At 62.6% G+C, this 17,776-nt stretch carries 18 protein-coding genes; 8 read left to right on the top strand and 10 right to left on the bottom strand.

Annotation, left to right across the window (positions count from 1 at the left end; genetic code table 11):
• Nucleotides 1–3: 3 nt before the first annotated feature.
• Together HNS03_RS15395 and HNS03_RS15400 are read left to right on the top strand one after the other, a co-directional pair.
• Nucleotides 4–783, top strand: coding sequence for an SDR family oxidoreductase (locus HNS03_RS15395; protein WP_367196473.1), 780 nt, complete (start codon nt 4–6; stop codon nt 781–783).
• Between the two features lie 37 nt (nt 784–820).
• The gene (locus HNS03_RS15400; RefSeq protein ID WP_367196475.1) at nt 821–1,474 is read left to right on the top strand and encodes an RraA family protein; all 654 of its coding nucleotides are present in this window, start codon (nt 821–823) and stop codon (nt 1,472–1,474) included.
• Between the two features lie 132 nt (nt 1,475–1,606).
• Here the strand turns inward: HNS03_RS15400 and HNS03_RS15405 are convergent, their stop codons facing one another.
• Complete coding sequence (locus HNS03_RS15405) at nt 1,607–2,326, bottom strand: GntR family transcriptional regulator (protein ID WP_367196477.1); 720 nt, start codon at nt 2,324–2,326, stop codon at nt 1,607–1,609.
• 174 nt (nt 2,327–2,500) lie between these two features.
• Entirely contained in the window at nt 2,501–3,262 is a 762-nt protein-coding gene (locus HNS03_RS15410) for an HpcH/HpaI aldolase/citrate lyase family protein (protein ID WP_367196479.1), read from the bottom strand.
• Nucleotides 3,263–3,501: 239 nt separating this feature from the next.
• On the opposite strand from HNS03_RS15410, the gene HNS03_RS15415 reads away from it, so the two are divergent.
• The 5 genes from HNS03_RS15415 to HNS03_RS15435 all read left to right on the top strand — a co-directional run bounded on the left by HNS03_RS15415 (nt 3,502) and on the right by HNS03_RS15435 (nt 8,614).
• On the top strand, nt 3,502–4,413 hold the full coding sequence (locus tag HNS03_RS15415; protein ID WP_367196481.1) for a fumarylacetoacetate hydrolase family protein: 912 nt from the start codon (nt 3,502–3,504) through the stop codon (nt 4,411–4,413).
• A gap of 33 nt (nt 4,414–4,446) precedes the next feature.
• Entirely contained in the window at nt 4,447–5,448 is a 1,002-nt protein-coding gene (locus HNS03_RS15420) for a TRAP transporter substrate-binding protein (RefSeq protein ID WP_367196482.1), read from the top strand.
• Nucleotides 5,449–5,521: 73 nt separating this feature from the next.
• Nucleotides 5,522–6,040 carry a TRAP transporter small permease gene (locus HNS03_RS15425; protein WP_367196484.1) on the top strand — a complete coding sequence of 173 codons (519 nt, stop codon included), beginning with the start codon at nt 5,522–5,524 and terminating at the stop codon, nt 6,038–6,040.
• Nucleotides 6,040–7,332, top strand: a complete 1,293-nt coding sequence (locus HNS03_RS15430; protein WP_367196485.1) for a TRAP transporter large permease — start codon at nt 6,040–6,042, stop codon at nt 7,330–7,332. Before HNS03_RS15425 ends, HNS03_RS15430 begins: the two co-directional genes overlap by 1 nt.
• A gap of 103 nt (nt 7,333–7,435) precedes the next feature.
• A complete protein-coding gene (locus tag HNS03_RS15435; RefSeq protein WP_367196487.1) occupies nt 7,436–8,614 on the top strand; it encodes a mandelate racemase/muconate lactonizing enzyme family protein in 1,179 nt (392 codons plus the stop codon).
• 76 nt (nt 8,615–8,690) lie between these two features.
• Here HNS03_RS15435 and HNS03_RS15440 read toward each other — a convergent pair whose 3' ends face one another.
• From HNS03_RS15440 to dctP, 8 genes are all read right to left on the bottom strand, one after another.
• Entirely contained in the window at nt 8,691–9,113 is a 423-nt protein-coding gene (locus tag HNS03_RS15440) for an acyl-CoA thioesterase (RefSeq protein ID WP_367196488.1), read from the bottom strand.
• A gap of 430 nt (nt 9,114–9,543) precedes the next feature.
• A complete protein-coding gene (locus tag HNS03_RS15445; RefSeq protein WP_367196490.1) occupies nt 9,544–11,058 on the bottom strand; it encodes an aldehyde dehydrogenase (NADP(+)) in 1,515 nt (504 codons plus the stop codon).
• 52 nt (nt 11,059–11,110) lie between these two features.
• On the bottom strand, nt 11,111–11,836 hold the full coding sequence (locus HNS03_RS15450; protein WP_367196601.1) for a ribonuclease activity regulator RraA: 726 nt from the start codon (nt 11,834–11,836) through the stop codon (nt 11,111–11,113).
• Between the two features lie 25 nt (nt 11,837–11,861).
• On the bottom strand, nt 11,862–13,595 hold the full coding sequence (araD, locus tag HNS03_RS15455) for an L-arabinonate dehydratase (RefSeq protein WP_367196492.1): 1,734 nt from the start codon (nt 13,593–13,595) through the stop codon (nt 11,862–11,864).
• A gap of 4 nt (nt 13,596–13,599) precedes the next feature.
• A complete protein-coding gene (locus tag HNS03_RS15460) occupies nt 13,600–13,761 on the bottom strand; it encodes a hypothetical protein (RefSeq protein ID WP_367196493.1) in 162 nt (53 codons plus the stop codon).
• 16 nt (nt 13,762–13,777) lie between these two features.
• On the bottom strand, nt 13,778–15,094 hold the full coding sequence (locus HNS03_RS15465; RefSeq protein WP_367196495.1) for a TRAP transporter large permease subunit: 1,317 nt from the start codon (nt 15,092–15,094) through the stop codon (nt 13,778–13,780).
• Nucleotides 15,084–15,605, bottom strand: coding sequence for a TRAP transporter small permease subunit (locus HNS03_RS15470; RefSeq protein WP_367196497.1), 522 nt, complete (start codon nt 15,603–15,605; stop codon nt 15,084–15,086). The genes HNS03_RS15465 and HNS03_RS15470 overlap by 11 nt, the downstream gene beginning before the upstream one ends.
• 252 nt (nt 15,606–15,857) lie before the next feature.
• Entirely contained in the window at nt 15,858–16,883 is a 1,026-nt protein-coding gene (gene dctP, locus HNS03_RS15475) for a TRAP transporter substrate-binding protein DctP (RefSeq protein WP_367196499.1), read from the bottom strand.
• A gap of 131 nt (nt 16,884–17,014) precedes the next feature.
• Between dctP and HNS03_RS15480 the strand changes: the two genes are divergently transcribed.
• Nucleotides 17,015–17,731: a GntR family transcriptional regulator gene (locus HNS03_RS15480; RefSeq protein ID WP_367196500.1), complete on the top strand. Its 717-nt coding sequence runs from the start codon at nt 17,015–17,017 to the stop codon at nt 17,729–17,731.
• The last annotated feature ends 45 nt before the right edge of the window (nt 17,732–17,776 follow it).

Consider the following 17,776-nt stretch of genomic DNA (forward strand, 5'->3'; position numbering starts at 1 on the left):
GACATGGACTTGGGAATTGCCGGTAAGAGGGCGCTGGTCTGCGCCTCGTCGCGAGGGCTCGGCAGGGGATGCGCCGAAGCGCTCGCCGAGGCCGGCTGCGCACTCGTGATGAACGGCAGAAGCGTGGACGTGCTTCGAAAGACAGCCGATGAAGTCGGCGAAGTCTACGGTACCGATGTGACGGCCGTCGCGGCCGACATCACAAAGCCGGAGGGGCGCGAAGAGGTCCTCTCGCAAGCCGGCGAGATCGACATTCTGGTGACGAATGCCGCCGGTCCTCCGCCCGGCAACTGGATCGATTGGGACCGGGACGATTTCATCTCCGCTTTCGATGCCAACATGCTGACGCCGATCGCGCTGATGCAAGCGTTGATGCCGTCCATGATGGAGCGCAAGTGGGGGCGGGTGGTAAATATCACCTCCGAAGCGGTGAAGTCGCCGCGCCCACGGCTCGGGCTCTCCAATTCCGCCCGCACCGGTCTCACCGGTTTCGTGGCCGGGACCGCGCGGCAGGTGGCCCAGGATGGCGTCATCATCAACAATCTGTTGCCCGGGCTTCATGCGACGGACAGGGCGTCTTCCCTCGACGCCGGTATGGCGAAGAGCGAGGGGATAGACGTCGACGAAGTCACCCGGCGCAAACAGGCCGCCATACCGGCACGTCGTTACGGCTCTCCGGAAGAGTTCGGCCGCGTCTGCGCCTTCCTGTGTTCCACGCATGCCGGATACATCGTCGGCCAGAACATCCTCGTCGACGGTGGGGCCGCGAACATCACGTTCTAAAGGCGTTTTCCACCGATCTCATCGAAAGCGATTTCCCATGAGCAAAGAAGCGTTTGCAGCCGAATTCCGGCAATTCCCAACGTCATGTCTGTCTGACGCCATGGACGAGTTGGGGCTCTACGGGGTTCTGTCCGGCATCCAGCCGCTGCGGCACGAACAGCCACGTATTTCTGGCAAGGCGCTGCCGGTGAGGTTTCAGAGGAAAAGCGGCGATCCCGATGCCTGGCGTTTCGGCGGTGGCGTCGGCAAGCCGCTCGAGCAGGTGCTCAAGACCATGGCCAACGGTCATGTCGTGGTCATGGATCTCGACGGCGCGAGTGATGCATCGGCCTGGGGCGGACTGGCGGCACAGCTTGCTCAGCGCAAGGGCGTGCGCGGAACGGTGCTTTGGGGGACGTGCCGCGATGCCGAGGAGATCCGGGGCTGCGGCTACCCAGTCTGGTCGACAGGCGTCTGCCCGCGCCGCAGCCGAAACGAATTCACGTTCGGGTCGATCAACGAGCCGATCACCATTGGCCGCTGCACGATTGGGCCGGGCGACCTTATCGTTGCCGACGGGTCGGGCGTCGTCTGCATCCCGAAGGACCGGGCCGCCGAAATCCTCAAGCTTGCGCAAAAGATCTCGCACCAGGAAGCCGTTCTGGAAGCGCAGGTTTTGGACGACCGCGTGAGCTCCTGGGATGAGCTCTGAAGGGCGGCATATTCCATGCGATCGCAGGCGCACGAACGTTTGGCTTCAAGTGAGCTTTTCGACGAATACGGTTTGAGATCGCCGGATTTATGGGTCCTGACCCTGGGAGCTTCATGCGTCGGGGGAAGGATCCTATGACGACCAGGATGGCTCAGGAGGCGGTGAGATATCCATGTTAATCCGCACGTCGACACCAGAGTATTGCGAAGATGTGTAAAGGATCGTCGATCCTGAACGGGTTTTCACGATCCGTTCGATCTTGACGACGGGTTGCCCCAATTCGATTCCGAGCGCCTCGGCGAGGCGTTCGTCGGAGATCGAAAACGTCACGACCTGGTTCACGGCGCCGATGAGGTGACGATATTTCTGATCGAGGACCGTGATGACCGGCTTCTGTGTGAAGGCGCTGCTGTCCTTCGCGTAGATCTCGTCGTCGATGTAGATATCGATCAGGCAATAGGGGTGCTTGTCGATCAGGTGGAGGCGTTGCAGGTGCCAAGCGGAAAAGTCGGGCTCGAGATCGAAGCTCGGTGCCGGCGAAATCGACGTGGCGCGCTGCGGCCCTTCGAGCAGCTTGGCTTCGATCGGACGGAGCGAGGCGACCAATTCCGACCAGTTCCCCGGCAACACATGTTCCGGGCGGCTCTCGATCCGATCTGCGACAAACGTTCCGCGCCCTCGATGGCGATGCACGAGCCCGCGCTGCTCCAGAACTTCGAAGGCCTGTCGGATCGTGACGCGGGCAAGGCCCAATTCTGCCTGCAAATCCTTGAGAACGGGCAACTGTTGGCCGGGCAGCCAGACTCCGCGCTCTATTCGGAGGCGGAATTGTTCCGCCACCTGAAGATACAACGGGATTTTGCTTCTGGAAAACGGACTTTCGCTAGAGTTCATGCGCACGTAACCGCCCGTTCAACGCGGTCTGCAGGCGCGAGGCACGGCATCTGGGACGACGCGCAACAGTCGCCCCGTGCCGCCTGTCGCCCAAGGGTTGTCGAACAGCTAAATTCCGGACCCCGCACGGCGTCAATGTTTGAAACCCTTGGCGGTCGCGCGAGCCGTGCTGGTTAGGAAGCCGAGATCGTTGCCCACTGCGACCATGGTGTAACCCGCGGCCAGCGCATCTTGCGCGAGGTCGGGCCGATTGAACAGGATGCCGCACGGAACCTCGATGGCGGCAGAGCGCTTGGCGACCTGCTGAACGATATTGAGGATGTCGGCGTGAGACGGCTGGCCGACAAACCCCATCGAGGCGGAAAGATCGCCCGGTCCGACGAAGACGGCGTCGATGCCCGGTACAGCGGCAATGTCTTCCAATCGGTCGATCGCGTCGCGGCTTTCAAGCTGCACCACGACGCAGATTTCGTCATTGGCGATCTGTGCGTAATCGTCGACCGTCAGATAACGACTGCCGCGATGCATCAGGGCAAAGCCGCGGTGTCCCTGCGGAGGGTAGCGTGTGGCGTCGACGAAAGCTTTCGCATCCTCGACCGTTTCGACCATCGGTACGAGAAAGGACTGCACTCCGATATCGAGCAGGTGTTTCGCATGGGAGGGCTCGCGGTTCGGGACGCGGACGATGGGCATGGTCGGCGTTGAGGCGAGCGCGCGCAGGCTGTTGAGAATCTCGCCGTGACTGTAGAGCCCGTGCTCTCCGTCGATCGTGAGAAAGTCGAATCCAGTCCAGCCCATCGCTTCTACGACATTGGCGGATCCGGACATGCACCATGTCCCGACCATTGCTTCCTTGGCCAGCAGACGTCGCTTGAATTCGTTGGCGATGAGCATCGCTTTACCTCCCATTTCGACCGCAGTGCAGGACTTCGCTGGCTATGGCCGTGATCCGGCGTCCGGACGACCTTGACCGAGCGAGAGTCTCGGAATGTCATCGGTACGCGCGGTTGACAAGTCCTAAAGTCCCACAATAGGGTTTTTTGTGATTTCGACGTTGCCTGCGCCGTTTTCTCGGGTGCCGAGGGGCGGTCACGGTCGATGCGACACAGGATCAGGGACAGCGAGGACAGCCAATGAAGCTGGGGAGTTTCGGCTCGGGCGATCGGGCCACCGAATTTCGGGCAGGTCTGTTTGTAGACGGCGGGGTGATCGATATCGCGGCCGCCCGCCCGGACCTATCCTCAAGCCTGCTTCAGATCCTGCAGTCGGGGGAGGGGGCGATCGAAACGGTTCGCCAGATCGCGCGTGAGGCCGATGAGGGGGCGCTTCCGGCCGGAGCTTTTCTGGAGTCCTCTGGCATCCGGTACGGTGCACCGATCAGGCCCGGGAAGATGATCTGTGTCGGGGGCAACTACGAGGACTATCGTCGAATCCTCAATCTGCCCGAGCTTCCCGTGCCGGCCTTCTTTCTGAAATCTCCCGATTGCGTCGTCGCTCATGACGACAATGTCGAGATCCCGGAAGGCTATGGCGTCTTCTACCAGGAATGGGAGCTTTCCTGCGTCATCGGCCAGAAGTGCCGGCATGTCTCGGAGGACGAGGCGGAGAAGGCGATCTTCGGCTACACGATCGTCAACGACATCACGGGGCACACGCTCGAGAATCTGGGGCCGCGACCTTATCACATGCTCGGCAAGAACATGGAGACGTTCGCGCCGGTCGGCCCTTGGATCCTGGCGAAGGAGGCTCTGCCGAAGAGCGTCTACGACCTTCAGGCCCGACGTTGGCGAAACGGCGAACTCGTGTGCGAGTCCAGCACCCGCGAAATGCGCCGCTCGTTCGCAGAGATCATTTCCTACGTCTCCAATTTCATGACGCTCTATCCCGGCGACATCGTCACCGGTGCGTCGCCGCCGGCTGGACCGATCGAGGCCGGCGATGAAATCGAAGTCGAGTTCGAGGGGGTCGGACGACTTCGGAACCAGGTCGTGCGCGCCGACATCGATCCGAGCTATGGGCGGCTGATCGGAATCGAACAGACCTGACCTCGATCGGGCAAATAAAGGGAGGAAAACATCATGAAAAAACGGATCGCCATACTTGGAAGTGCCGTCGCCTTCTTGGCAACGTCTGGCCTTGCAACGGCGGATACGACGCTTCGCTTCGCCTACGTTCACTCGCCAAAGTCGCCGCCGGGCCACGTGGCCGAGATGTTCCGCGAGAAGGTCGAAGCCAGCACCGACGGCCGCGTGCAGGTGCAGACCTTCCCGTCGAGCCAGCTAGGCAATGACCGTAAGCTGTTCTCCAGCGCGCGAAGCGGTAGTGTCGACGTTGTGATGACGCCCTATCCGATGTTGGCGGATATCGTGCCTGAGCTGTCGATCTACGTCGCGGGCTACATGTTCAACGGCTTCGACGAACAGCAGCAGATCCTGGAGCATCCTGACCTCGGGAAGGCATGGGCCGAGCGCTTGCGCGAGGAGGGGGGACTGCGGGTGCTCTGCAGCTTCCTTTACGGCACGCGCCATCTGACGACGAGCGATACGCCGGTCAAATCCCGAGAAGATCTGGCTGGGCTGAAGATCCGGGCCGTCCCGCACCCGAGTTCGATGTCCGTGGTCCGTGGCCTCGGGGGAACGCCGACGCCGGTTCCTTTTTCGGAGATCTTCCAGGGCCTGCAGCAGGGCGTGATCGATGGGCAGGAGAATCCGCTGTCGACGATCGACAGACAGCGAATCTACGAGGTCCAGGACTATCTGATGCTGACCGGTCATCAACTGGTCGCGCTGCCGGTCGCGATCAATGAGCGCGCCTGGCAAGAGCTTGACGAGCAAGACCGGGACGCGGTGCAAGCCGCCGCCGATGAAAGCTGTGAAGTCGGCACCCGCCTCACTCAGGAGGAAGAGGCGGAACTGGTCAATGCCTTCACGGAGCGCGGTATGCAGGTCATTGCGCCCGAGGACGGCCTCGATCTCGCGGCCTTCAAGGAAGCGGTGCGCGCCGAAGTCGCGGAAACCTTCGACGGTGAGATCTGGCCCGAGGGCACCTCAGACGCCGTCAGCAGCGCCCTTGGACGGTAGGGGGCGTCGCAGGTGAGGGGGAGGCCCTCTCACCTGCCTTCATGAACCCTCACTCGCACCTCAGGTGGTTTCCGTGACCGAGCAGACGGACCTCGACGCGCGACCAACGCGCCGCCGCTTTCGTTCTTATTTCCGGAATGTTGAAATCGACATCGCCGCGGTTTGTCTGTTCTTGTTTATCGCCTTGTCCGCAGCGCAGGTCGTATCGCGATACTTTCTGAACAGCCCCTTGCCGTGGGTTGAGGAAGTGTCGGCCATCATTCTGATCTGGATGACCTTCATCGGTTCGGCATGGCTAGTTCGGAAGGATCAGCACGTTCGCGTGGAGCTTTTGGACGAGATCTGCGGTCAGCGCGTCCGCCTGGTCATGCACACCGTCTACGACACGATCAGCATCGTCTTTCTTCTTCTGCTTGCGGTCGGCGGCTATCAGCTGATCGACAATATGCGCTTCGACAGAACGCCCGCTCTACAAATCCCCTACAGCTACATTGTCGTCATAGTGCCGATTACGGCTTTGCTGATGGCGGCCTACTTCCTTTGGGGGATCTTTGTCAGGTTTCGGGCACAGTTTTCCGGGAATGAACGCTGATGGATCCGTTGCTTCTGGGGCTGCTGATCGTCAGCCTTGTCCTTGTCATGGGTGGGTTTCAGGTCGCCTTCGCGCTCGGCGCGTGCGCGTTCTTCTACCTGATCGTCAATGACTTTCCATTGTCGTTGGCGGCGCAGGAAATGGCGCTGTCTCTCGACAAGTTCACGTTCATGGCCATTCCGCTTTTCATGCTGGCTGGAATGCTCATGAACCTGGGCGGGATTACGCCGCGGATCTTTCGGTTTGCCAATCTCGCCGTTGGCCGTATCCCCGGCGGTCTCGGGCACGTCAACATCGCCGCGAGCCTGATCTTCGCGGGAATGTCGGGCTCGGTGCTTGCCGATGTTGCGGGGCTCGGGCCGATGCAGCTCAAGACGATGAAGGAGAACGGCTACAAGACCGATTTCGCCATCGGTATCACTCTCGCCTCGTCCGCCATCGGACCGATCCTGCCGCCCAGCGTGCCGATGGTTCTGTTTGCGGTCATTGCCGAGGTGTCGGTGGTCGGAATGTTCTTGGGCGGCGTCCTTCCCGCGTTTCTGATCGCCGGATTGCTGATGTGCTATGTCTACATCGTCGGCAAGCGAGAGGGCTATTTTACCACCGCCTGGGGCGGCTGGAGGGCGCTTGCGGGAGCGTTTGTCGTCGCGCTCCCCGCGCTGCTCACCCCGGTCATCATCGTGGGCGGCATGACGTTCGGCGTTTTCAGCCCGACGGAAGCTGCCGCCGCCGCCGTCCTCTACGCCTTCTTCATCGCCGCGGTCATCTACCGGGATCTGCCGTGGCGCGAAGTGCCCCAGCTTTTCCGCAGCGTCGCGATCTCCGCTACCAAGCTGTTGTTCGTGATCACCACCGCGCTTCTGTTCGGATGGGTGTTGACCGTCGGCCAGATGACGCAGGACGTCGCCTCCTATCTCGGAGAGACTTTCGAGAGCGGTTGGTTGTTCCTTCTCGTTCTGATCATCGTGCTGCTGGTGTTGGGCGCCGTGATCGAAAATGCAATTTTGTTGCTGATTCTGGCACCGATGCTCTTGCCGATCGCGGTAAGCAACTATGGCTTCGACCCGATTCATCTGGGCGTCGTCATGGTTTTCGCGATTATGCTCGGCCAATACACGCCGCCTATGGGTCTCTCTCTGTTCATCATCCGCGACCTTACGGGTCTCTCGTTGGTCCGGGTGTCGGTGGCCGTCCTGCCGTTCCTGATCCCACTGATCGCGGCATTGCTGATCATGGCCTATGTGCCGGCGCTGACGCTTTGGCTGCCGCACCTGGCCGGGTTCGGGCAGTAGGAAGACGAGGGAACCCTGGCCCGGTTGGACGCGGCGTCCTACGAGGAGGCCGCGATCGGCCCGGTGTGGCGTGCCGTTTCGTTTGAATGTGAGTGAGGGTCTCATGAGCCAGACAGATCGGGAAAGAGACCTCATCGTGCCTCGCCTGGCACGGATGCGGATCTGGGCCTTTCGTGTACCGATCGACCGACCAGTGTTCACGTCGTTCGGCACGATGAACAGCCGAACCGCCGTTATGGTCGGGGTGGAAGACGAGCACGGAACGGTTGGATGGGGCGAGGCCTGGTGCAATTTCCCCGACTGCGGCGCCGAACACCGGGTCAATCTATTGAGCACCGTGATTGCGCCGCTTGTGCTCGACCGGTCATGGTCATCGCCGATGGCCATGTTCAGCGAACTTTCTGGGCGAACGAGAGTGCTGGCCATCCAAGCGGGTGAGCCAGGCCCGCTTGCGCAATGCATTTCCGCCGTTGATATCGCGATTTGGGATTTGGTCGCTCGCCACCGCCAGGTGACGCTTCGCTCGCTTCTGGGGGAGCGGTCCGTGAGCCGGGTGCCCATCTACGCGAGCGGCATCAATCCAAGCGGCGCAATGGAGGCGATCGAGCGGGCGCGCGCGCAAGGTTTTTCGGCCTTCAAGGTGAAAGTCGGCTTCGGCGAGGAACACGACACGGCCCTCGTTCGTGGCCTCTGTGCCGAGTTGGGTCCGGGCGAGGAGCTGATGCTCGATGCCAATCAGGCGTGGGATGTTGGCGTGGCGCGGCGCATGATCCGAGCGCTCGATGACCTGCCGATTACCTGGCTGGAAGAGCCCGTGCGGGCCGATGTCGCGCTGGAGGATTGGCAGTTGCTTGGCCGCGAAGCGCGGTTCCCGATCGCGGCCGGCGAAAACATCGGATCGATGGCCGGATTCCGGCGCGTGATCGAGGCGGGCTGTCTTGGCGTGATTCAACCGGACATCTGCAAGTGGGGAGGGCTTTCGATGTGCCGGACGGTCGCTGCGGATGTGCAGGCGTCCGGCGCTCGCTACTGTCCCCATTATCTCGGCGGCGGTTTGGGCCTGGTTGCGTCCGCCCATCTTTTGGCGGCCGTCGGTGGGACCGGAATGCTCGAGGTCGACAGCAACGACAATCCGCTCCGGACCTTGATGGCGCAGCCATTTCCTCAAATGGCCGGCGGCGCGATGCAGCTATCGAACGAGCCGGGGCTTGGCGTTGCGCCGGATTTCGCCGAACTCGGCAAGTGGCAGATCATGCAGGAAGAGCGCACTGCGTCCTCGTGAGGCGCTCCTTCGCCACCCAAGACGGAGGGGCGGTCTCTGTGCGACCCCGAACACACTGTCGACCGAGCGCGCGTCTTCAGGGGGCCGTTAGTGCCGAAAGACGTTCGATCGTGTCTGTGTCGAACGGATGAGATCGGCGGGTCGCTTCGTTCACCAGGACGATCACGCTTTTGGCGGTGGCTGCGCAGGTCGTATCTTGGAAGAGGCCCTGCTCCAGCTTCAGGGAGCTTCGACCGATACCGGCAACCCGCGTTCCAATCGAGACCGTCCCGGGCCAGGTCACTTCGGACAGAAAGTCGATATAGAGGCTTGCGATCACGAAGGCGAAGCCGGGTTCGATGAGGGGTCGCTCGGGATCGTAGAGAAATTGAACCCGGCCGGTTTCGAAGAAAGTCGAAAACACCGCATTGTTCACGTGCCCCTGCCGGTCCGTGTCCGCGTAGCGCAACGTGTCATGTGCGTGCAGCGGAAAATCTGAAAGGTTAAGCGCCTCGGACATGGATCCCATTCTTTGAAATGACAACCGTTTGAGTGTCCGTTCGAAAACGCGCCCCTTGGCGCATTTCCTTTTGCTCTAACGGCGCGGCTCCCGTCCACCCACAATGATTACCCTGATCGGGTGGCCCGAAGACGGAGTGGTCGTCAGTTTATATATCCGGACTTCCGGATTTTATGAGTCCATGACCTAGGAAATGTGGTTTCCATTTTTCCGCCGGGGAATGCGGTCTTCTCTCCGACCATATATTCCGACGTTTCCTGCAAGAGGCATGTCGCGCAAAAAACTCGGCGGACAAGGACCGACGCTCAAAGGGCGCTCGGCGATCGAGCATGTCTTCGCGTGGCAGAAGAGCCGATGGCTTTGTTTGTGTAGACCATCGGCACCGGCTCTCCAAGCGATGAATGCAGCCCACGGGACCCGGTCTGGTTCATCAACGCAGATCGTCGGGCAGCAAATCCTCCGGGATGTTCTGGTAGCAGACCGGACGCAGAAAGCGGCGGATAGCGAGGGTGCCCACGGAGGTGGTCGACGGGTTGGTGCTGGCCGGGTAGGGGCCGCCGTGCATCATGGCGTCGGCGACTTCGACCCCGGTGGGAAAGCCGTTGGCCAGAATCCGGCCGGCCTTGCGCTCCAGGACGGGCACCAGTTTTCCGGCGGCCTTGTGGTCGCCACCGTCCATCTGCAGCGTGCAGGTGAGCTGTCCGTCCATGGCTCGGGCGATGTCCAGCATTTGCTCGACGCCTCTCACGCGCACCAGAAGGCCGAACGGACCGAACACCTCCTCGGAGAGTTCTGGGTTGGCAAGCAGCGTATCGCCGTCGGTCACGTAGAAGTCGGGGGCGGCGGTGCGCCCCGAGCCGTCGGACTGGAGCTTCGCGCGGACCGTGTTGACGTTCCTGAGCGTGTCGCGCCCCTTACGATAGGCCTCCGCGATTCCCTCCGACAACATTGGTTGCGGCTGGGTCTCGCCGAGGGCTTCGGCGGCCGCGGTCTCGAACGCATCGGCCGGTGCTCCGTCCTCGATCAGCACGATGCCGGGATTGGTGCAGAACTGGCCGACGCCCATGCACAACGATCCCGCCCAGGCCTTGCCGATGTCGCTTCCGCGAGCTTTGGCGGCCTCCGGCAGCACGAAGACCGGGTTGATCGAGCCGAGTTCGCCGAAGAACGGGATCGGCTTGTCGCGCTGGTTGGCGAGGTCGAACAGGGCCCGGCCGCCGCGCAGCGAACCGGTGAAGCCGACGGCCGTGATCAGCGGATGTTGGACCAGGGCTGTGCCGGCCTCGTTGGTATTGGATTGGATCAGCGAGAAGACGCCTGGATGCTGCCCGGTCGACTTGATCGCCGCATCGATGGCGTCCGCGACGATCTCCCCGGTTCCGGGGTGGCTCGGATGGCCTTTCACCACGACCGGGCAACCGGCGGCCAGCGCGGAGGCGGTATCGCCGCCGGCCGTGGAGAAGGCGAGCGGGAAGTTGGAGGCGCCGAACACGGCGACGGGGCCGAGCGGGCGCTGGATCAGGCGGAGATCCGGGCGGGGTCCGGCCGGGCGGTCCGGCAGGGCTTCGTCGTGGCGCTGGTCGAGATAATCTCCGGCGCGGATGTGCTTGGCGAACAGGCGGAGCTGGCCGGTCGTGCGGCCCCGCTCGCCCTGGAGCCGTCCCTCCGGCAGACCGGTCTCGCGGGTGCCGATATCGGTGATCTGCTCGCCGCGTGCCTCGATCTCGTCGGCTATCGCGTCGAGGAAGTCGGCACGGGCCGCCCGGCTGGAAGACCCGTAGACCCAGAAGGCCTCTTCGGCCGCCTTGACCGCCGCGTCGACGTCGGCGGCGGTCCCGAGGGCAAATTCACTCGCGGATCCGCTGACCGGCTGGGAGGCGAAGGTGCTGTTTGCGGAGCGCCAGTCGCCTGCGATCAGGTGCTTTCCGTTGGGCGTAAAGCTCATAACGTGCTCCTTGAAAAATGAGGGCGGGACGACCCTGTGGGATGACCGCGCACTACCGGCCGGTGCGCCGGCGCCACTCCTCGAATTTGGCTTGGTTCTCGTCTTTGGTGCAGGGATAGAGACCGATGATCGCCGCGCCGGCGTGCACCTGTTCCAGGACAAAATCCTCGAACGTCTCCATGCCGGTGCATTCGTCGGCGATTTCGTCGGCAAGGTGGGCGGGGATCACCATCACGCCGTCGCCGTCTCCCACCATCACGTCGCCGGGAAAGACGGGTGCGTCGCCGCAGGCGATCGGCACGTTGATGTCGAGCGCCTCGTGCAGGGTCAGATTGGTCGGTGCCGAGGGTTTGGCGCAGTAGGACGGCATGTCGAGGGCGCCGATCCCCTCCGCGTCGCGAATGCCGCCGTCGGAGACGACACCCGCCACGCCGCGGATGGCGAGGCGTGTGATGAGGATCGACCCGGCGGTCGCCGCACGCGCGTCTTTGCGTGCGTCCATGACCAGAACCCATCCTTGCGGGCAGGTTTCCACGGCGACGCGCTGCGGATGCTCCGGATCGCGAAACACGGTGATGGGGTTGCGGTCTTCGCGGGCAGGAATGTAGCGCAGCGTGAACGCCTGCCCGACCATGTTCTCCGGCTTGCGCGAAACCGGCACGACGTCCTGGACGAACTGATTGCGCAGGCCGCGCTTATAGAGCGCCGTCGCGATCGAAGCGGTCGAGACCTTCTTGAGTTTGGCTTTGGTCTCTTCGGAGAGAACGTAGTCGCTCATGCTGTCCTCGGAGGTCATGGCATCCTCAGAAAATGTCGGGTTCTCCGGCCGCTCGGCCGAAATCCGACTGCAGGAAGTCAAAGTCACAGCCCTGATCGGCCTGCGTCACGTGCTGGCAGAACATGTATCCATAGCCGCGTTGGAAGCGGGCCTGCGGCTGTTTCCATGCGGCGCGGCGGCGGGTGAGTTCGTGCTCTTCGACCAGCATGTCCAACCGGCGGTTCGGCAGGTCGAGGCGCACCGTGTCGCCGGTTTTCAGAAGTGCCAGCGGTCCACCGACGAAGCTCTCCGGCGCGACATGGAGGATGCAGGCGCCGTAGGAGGTGCCGGACATCCGTGCGTCGGAGATCCGCAACATGTCTCGATATCCTTGGCGGACCAGGGCCTTGGGTATCGGCAACATGCCCCATTCCGGGAAGCCGGGGCCGCCGAGCGGTCCGGCGTTGCGCAGAACCAGGACATGGTCCGGGCCAACGTTCAGGGTCTCGTCTTCGACCGCCGCTTTCATCTCCGGGTAGCTGTCGAAGACGAGTGCCGGCCCTTCGTGCACATGGAACTTCGGATCGCAGGCGGCCGGCTTGATGACGGCTCCGTCCGGGCAGAGGTTGCCCCTTAGGACGGCGAGGGATCCTTCTTTGTAGACCGGGTTGGACAGGGGGCGGATGACATCGTCGTTGTAGACTTCCGCACCCTCGAGATTCTCGCCGAGGGTCCTGCCGGTGACCGTCAGTGCCGACCCGTCGAGCTGATCCCCGAGCTGCCTCATCAGAGCCCGTAGGCCGCCGGCATAGTAGAAGTCCTCCATCAGATACTGGCTGCCGGAGGGTCGGATATTGGCGACGAGCGGCGTGGAGCGGCCGAGTTCGTCAAGGTCGTCGAGCGTGAGGTCGACGCCGGCTCGCCGGGCGATGGCGATCAGGTGGACGACCGCGTTGGTGGAGCAGCCGGTCGCCATGGCGACGATGGCGGCGTTCCGGCACGCGGCGTCGGTGACGATCCGGTCCGGAGTCAGGTCCTCCCAGACCATGTCCACGATACGCCGGCCACAGGCGGCCGACATGCGTTGGTGGCTGGAATCGACCGCCGGGATCGAGGACGCGCCGGGCAGGCTCAGTCCCAGCGCGTCGGCGATCGCCATCATCGTCGCCGCGGTTCCCATCGTCATGCAGGTTCCCGCCGAGCGGGCGATGCCGCCTTGGATACCCACCCATTTGGCTTCGCTGAGGTTGCCGGCGCGGCGCTCGTCCCAGTATTTCCAAGCGTCCGACCCGGAGCCCAGGATTTTGCCGGCATAGTTGCCGCGCAGCATCGGACCGGCGGGCAGATAGATCATCGGCACGCCTGCCGAAATCGCCCCCATGACGAGGCCGGGCGTGGTCTTGTCGCAACCGCCCATCAGCACCACGCCGTCGAGCGGATGGGAGCGGATGATTTCCTCGGTCTCGATCGCCAGCAGGTTGCGATAGAGCATCGACGTGGGCTTGGTGAAGCTCTCGTCGACCGAAAGCGCGGGCATTTCCACGGCGAACCCGCCGGCCTGGGTGACGCCGCGCTTCACGTTCTGCACGCGCTCGGGAAAATGCGAGTGGCAGGTGTTCAGCTCGGACCAGGTGCTGAGAACGCCGATCACGGGTTTGTCGCGGAAGTCCTCCTCCGAATAGCCAAGCTGCATCATTCGGGAGCGATGCCCGAAGCTGCGCAGATCGTCGGGAGCGAACCAGCGCGCGGAGCGCAGGTCTTTGGGGTCTGTCTTACTCATAACGCTATCCAGTGAAGGCGAAGATCAGCCAACAGACGAAGGCTGTGAGAAGGACGCCGAACAGCTCCGGCCAATTGCCGAAGTCGTGCCGGTCGCTGCGTTCTTCTTCGCTGTACTCGGTCGCGGAGACCTCTTCGTCCTGATGGGTGTAGCGGGGATCGCTCATGATTTTCCGTTCCTCCTCAATCCAGCAGCGAGGGCAGCCAGAGCGCCAGCTCGGGGAAGAAGAGAACCAGGAAAAGTCCAGTCGTCTGCAGTGCGATGAACGGCAGAACGGCGACGAAGATTTCCTGCAGCTCGATTCCTTTCGGCGCCACGGACTTAAGGAAGAAGCAGGCCGGGCCGAACGGCGGCGAGAGGTAGTAGATCTGGATGTTCATGGCGAAGAGCACGCCGAACCAGACCGGATCGAAGCCGAGATCGGAGACCACGGGTGCGAAGATCGGCACCGTGATGAAGATGATCGCGATCCACTCCAGAAAGGTGCCGAGCAGCATGACGATCAGCATCATCACGACGATCACCCAAATCGGGTCGACGTCGAGCGAGGTCAGGATGCCTTGCAGGAAGTCGCCGCCGCCAATGCGGTTGTAGATGCCGATCAGCGACACGGCCCCGAGCACCAGCCAGACGATCGAGCCGACGGTAAGAACCGTTTGCCGCATGGCGTCGCGCGCCATCGCCCAGTTGAGTTCCTTGCGCACGGCCGCCACGGCCAGGGCCCCGACGGCGCCGATGGCGGCGGCCTCCGTCACTGTGGCCACGCCGGAGTAGATGACCCCGAGAACCGTTGCGATCAGAGCCGCCGGAAGGACGGCGCCTTTCAGGAATTTCAGCCGCTGGAAGAAGGGCAGTCCGGTCTCCGGGATGTCGAAGATCGGTGCCATCTCCGGGTTGAGGCGCACGCGAACCAAAATGTAGCAGATGAACAGGCTCGCCAGGATCAGGCCGGGCACGGCCGATGCTGCGAACAGCTCGGTGATGGAGACCTGCGCGGCGAGGCCATACATGATCAGGACCACCGATGGCGGAATGAGCGTTGCCAGGGCGCCGGCCCCGCAGATGATGCCGATCGACAGTTTCCGGTCATAGCCGAGCCGGAGCATCTGCGGCAGCGCGATAAGTCCGAGCATGACGATCTCGCCGCCCATGATGCCGGACATGGCGGCCAGGACGACGGCGACGACGCAGGTCTGCACCGCCACGGAACCGCGAAAGCGCCCGCCCATGATCGCCATGGAATCGAACAGCGACTTGGCGATGCCCGAGCGTTCGAGAACATTCGCCATGAAGACGAAGAAGGGGACGGCGATCAGCTCGTATTTGTGCAGCACCTCGCTGACATTCGCCGAGACGATGAAGAAGCCGGCGCGTTCGCCGAAATAGAGGAGCGCTGTGCCCAGCGAGACGGTTAGCGTGGTGATGCCAAGCGGCACCCCGAGCGCCATCAGCGCGAGCAGCGCCGCGACGATCAGAAAGGTGATCGATTCAATGCCCACCGGAAGCCTCCCGGTCCGTGCCGAGCGCCCAATGGATGAGGTTGGAGAGAAGCTGCAGCAGATAGAGAATGCAGCCCACCACCAGCAGGGCTTTCAGATAGGTTGGCTGGATGGAGTTCATCGCAGTGCCGGAATGCTCGACGCGATCGATCGCCTTGACCGCCGGATCCCACAGCGCCAGCGTCAACACGAAAATTGCCCCGGCGGCGACGAGCATCTGGAACAGGCGGAAATAGTGCCAGGTGCGGGGGCCGACCACGAGCTCAAGCATGGTTATGGAGATGTGGCGGCTGCGTTCGGTCACGTAGCCGACCGACAACACCCACGCGCTGGCGCATAGCGCCATGGCCAACTCCGTCGACCAGATGGTCGGGCTGTCGAAGCCGTAGCGCAGCACGACCTCCAGTGCCGAGACCGCGATGCAGGCGAAGAGAAACACGCTGCACGCCTGGCCGAGGAAGACGCTGACGCGGTCCATCAGCTCGGTATAGGTGGAAAGTATCCGTCTCATGGATGGCGCCTTGGCTGTCACACCCGAAAGGCGCGCCGCCGCACAAGAAAGTCCGGCGGAGCACGGGAAGGCGGTCGGGAGGTCATCGCGATCGGGCGAGGTTGCGGGATCGCGTGGCGACGACTTCCCTGTCGACATCTTGGGCAGGTCCGTCTTATCCGGATCGCTTCGATCCGGACGGGACATGCTCGGACTATTGAATCTGGAGCCATTTCTTGCCGCTCAGATGTTTCCATCCGAGCGGAAAAGGCTCTAGTCTTTGAAGAGACCGATCTCGGTCATGTAGTCGATGTTGGCCTGAAGGGCTTCTTGGGCGAGGGCCGATTTCTGAGCGTAGGCTTCCCACTGCTCGCGGGCCACTTCGCGTAGCTGGTCGCGGTCTTCCTGGGACCAGTTGATGACTTCGATGTCGTCGCTGGCGTCATCCCGCTCGGCGAGTTCCCGATCTTTCTTGGAAACCTCTTCCGTCATCGCGTACATCGCGTCGTACCACCATGTCCGCAGGGCCGTCCGGTCTTCCTCCGACAGCGACTTCCAGGTCTCGGTGTTGATGGTGAACTGCATCGACGGCATGGAGTGAATGCCGGGATAGAGCGGATAGGGCGCCACGTCGTGGAGGCCGGTGGCGTCGTTGTTCACATAGGCCGATGCGTCGGCTGCATCGACGATCCCCTTTTCCAGGGCGCCGAAGACTTCCGAGAAGGGGATGGCGACCGGCGAGGCGCCGGCGGCCTGGAAGACGGCCGCCGCCAGGCCCTCCGGCGAGCGGATCTTCTTGCCTTCCAGGTCCTCGAAGGTGCGGATCGGGACGCGGGCGACGAGCGCTTCACGGGAGTAGGGCCCACAGGCCACCACGGTGACTTCGCCACCCGTGACCGAGTCGGCCGCCTTTTGCATCATCTCTTCCCCGCCGCCGTCGCGGCAGAAACCAATCATCTGCTCCGGCGTATCGTAGCCGGAGATCAGGTCGCCCATGATCGCATAGGCCGGCTCCAGACCGGCGAAATAGTTCACGGAGGTGAAATCGCCGTCAATGACGCCGGCGGCCACCGCCTCGGGTGTGTCCCGCGACGGGACCACCGAGCCGCTCGGCGTGAGTTCCACCTCGACCCGCCCGTCCGTCCTTTCCTGGATCTTCGGCAGCCAATTGTCGGTCAAATACTTGGTCGAGAAGTCGCCGGCGTTGAACGACGTTTGAATGGTCAGCGTTTCCGCATGGGTGGCGCCGGCAAAGACGACCGCCGCGGACGCAGCCAGTGCGAACCGAGCAATGTTCATTGTTTCCTCCCTTCGAAATTCCACGGGCGCATATTAGCGTCTCACATCTGATGCACTAATATATTAGTGTATTGGCGTCAAGTTGGGTATTATATGGCCAACAAATCGCTGGATTCGGCGAAAGGTGGACCATGAGCGATGCGGTGATGACGAGGACGATGGGGACAGGTGAGCCTGTCAGAGGCTCACCTGTCCGGCGTATGTCGGCCAGCGACCAGATCCATCACGCTCTGCGCGAGCGCATCGTGTCGCTCGAGTTGAAGCCGGGGCAGAATCTCTCTCGGGGGGAGACTGCGGAATTCTATGGCGTCAGCCAGACGCCCGTTCGCGACGCGATGCTGAAGCTCGAACAGGACGGCCTGCTGGTCATCTATCCGCAATCCAAGACCGAAGTCTCCAAGATCGACGTCGGCCAGGCGCGCGAGACGCAGTTTCTTCGCCTCTCCATCGAGTTGGAAGTGACGCGCCGCCTGGCGGCTTTGGTCGATAAGGCACCATTGGCTTCGACCCGACAGATCCTCTCACGGCAGGAAAATGCGCTCCAGGACGGGGATCTAGAGCTCTTTGCGCAGTTGGATCGGCGCTTTCATCTGTCGCTGTGCGAAGCGACGGGGGTCGCCAACCTCTGGCGGTTGGTGGCCGCGCGTTCGGGCCATATCGATCGTTTGCGCAATCTCAACCTGCCCGAACCGGGGAAGACGGCGAATATCGTCTTCTATCACCGCCAGATACTCGAGGCCCTCGAAGCCGGGGACAAGGTGGCCGTCGAAGTGGCAGTCCGAGAGCATCTGTCTGGGACGCTCGCCGCGGTCGAGGAGATCATGGCGCGGCATCCGGAGTATTTCTGACGCAAGCCGGCGATGCGACACATCCCACAGTCGAGAGGGCTGCCG

This window comes from Amorphus sp. 3PC139-8 (assembly GCF_040750475.1).
Classification (GTDB): Bacteria; Pseudomonadota; Alphaproteobacteria; order Rhizobiales; family Amorphaceae; genus Amorphus.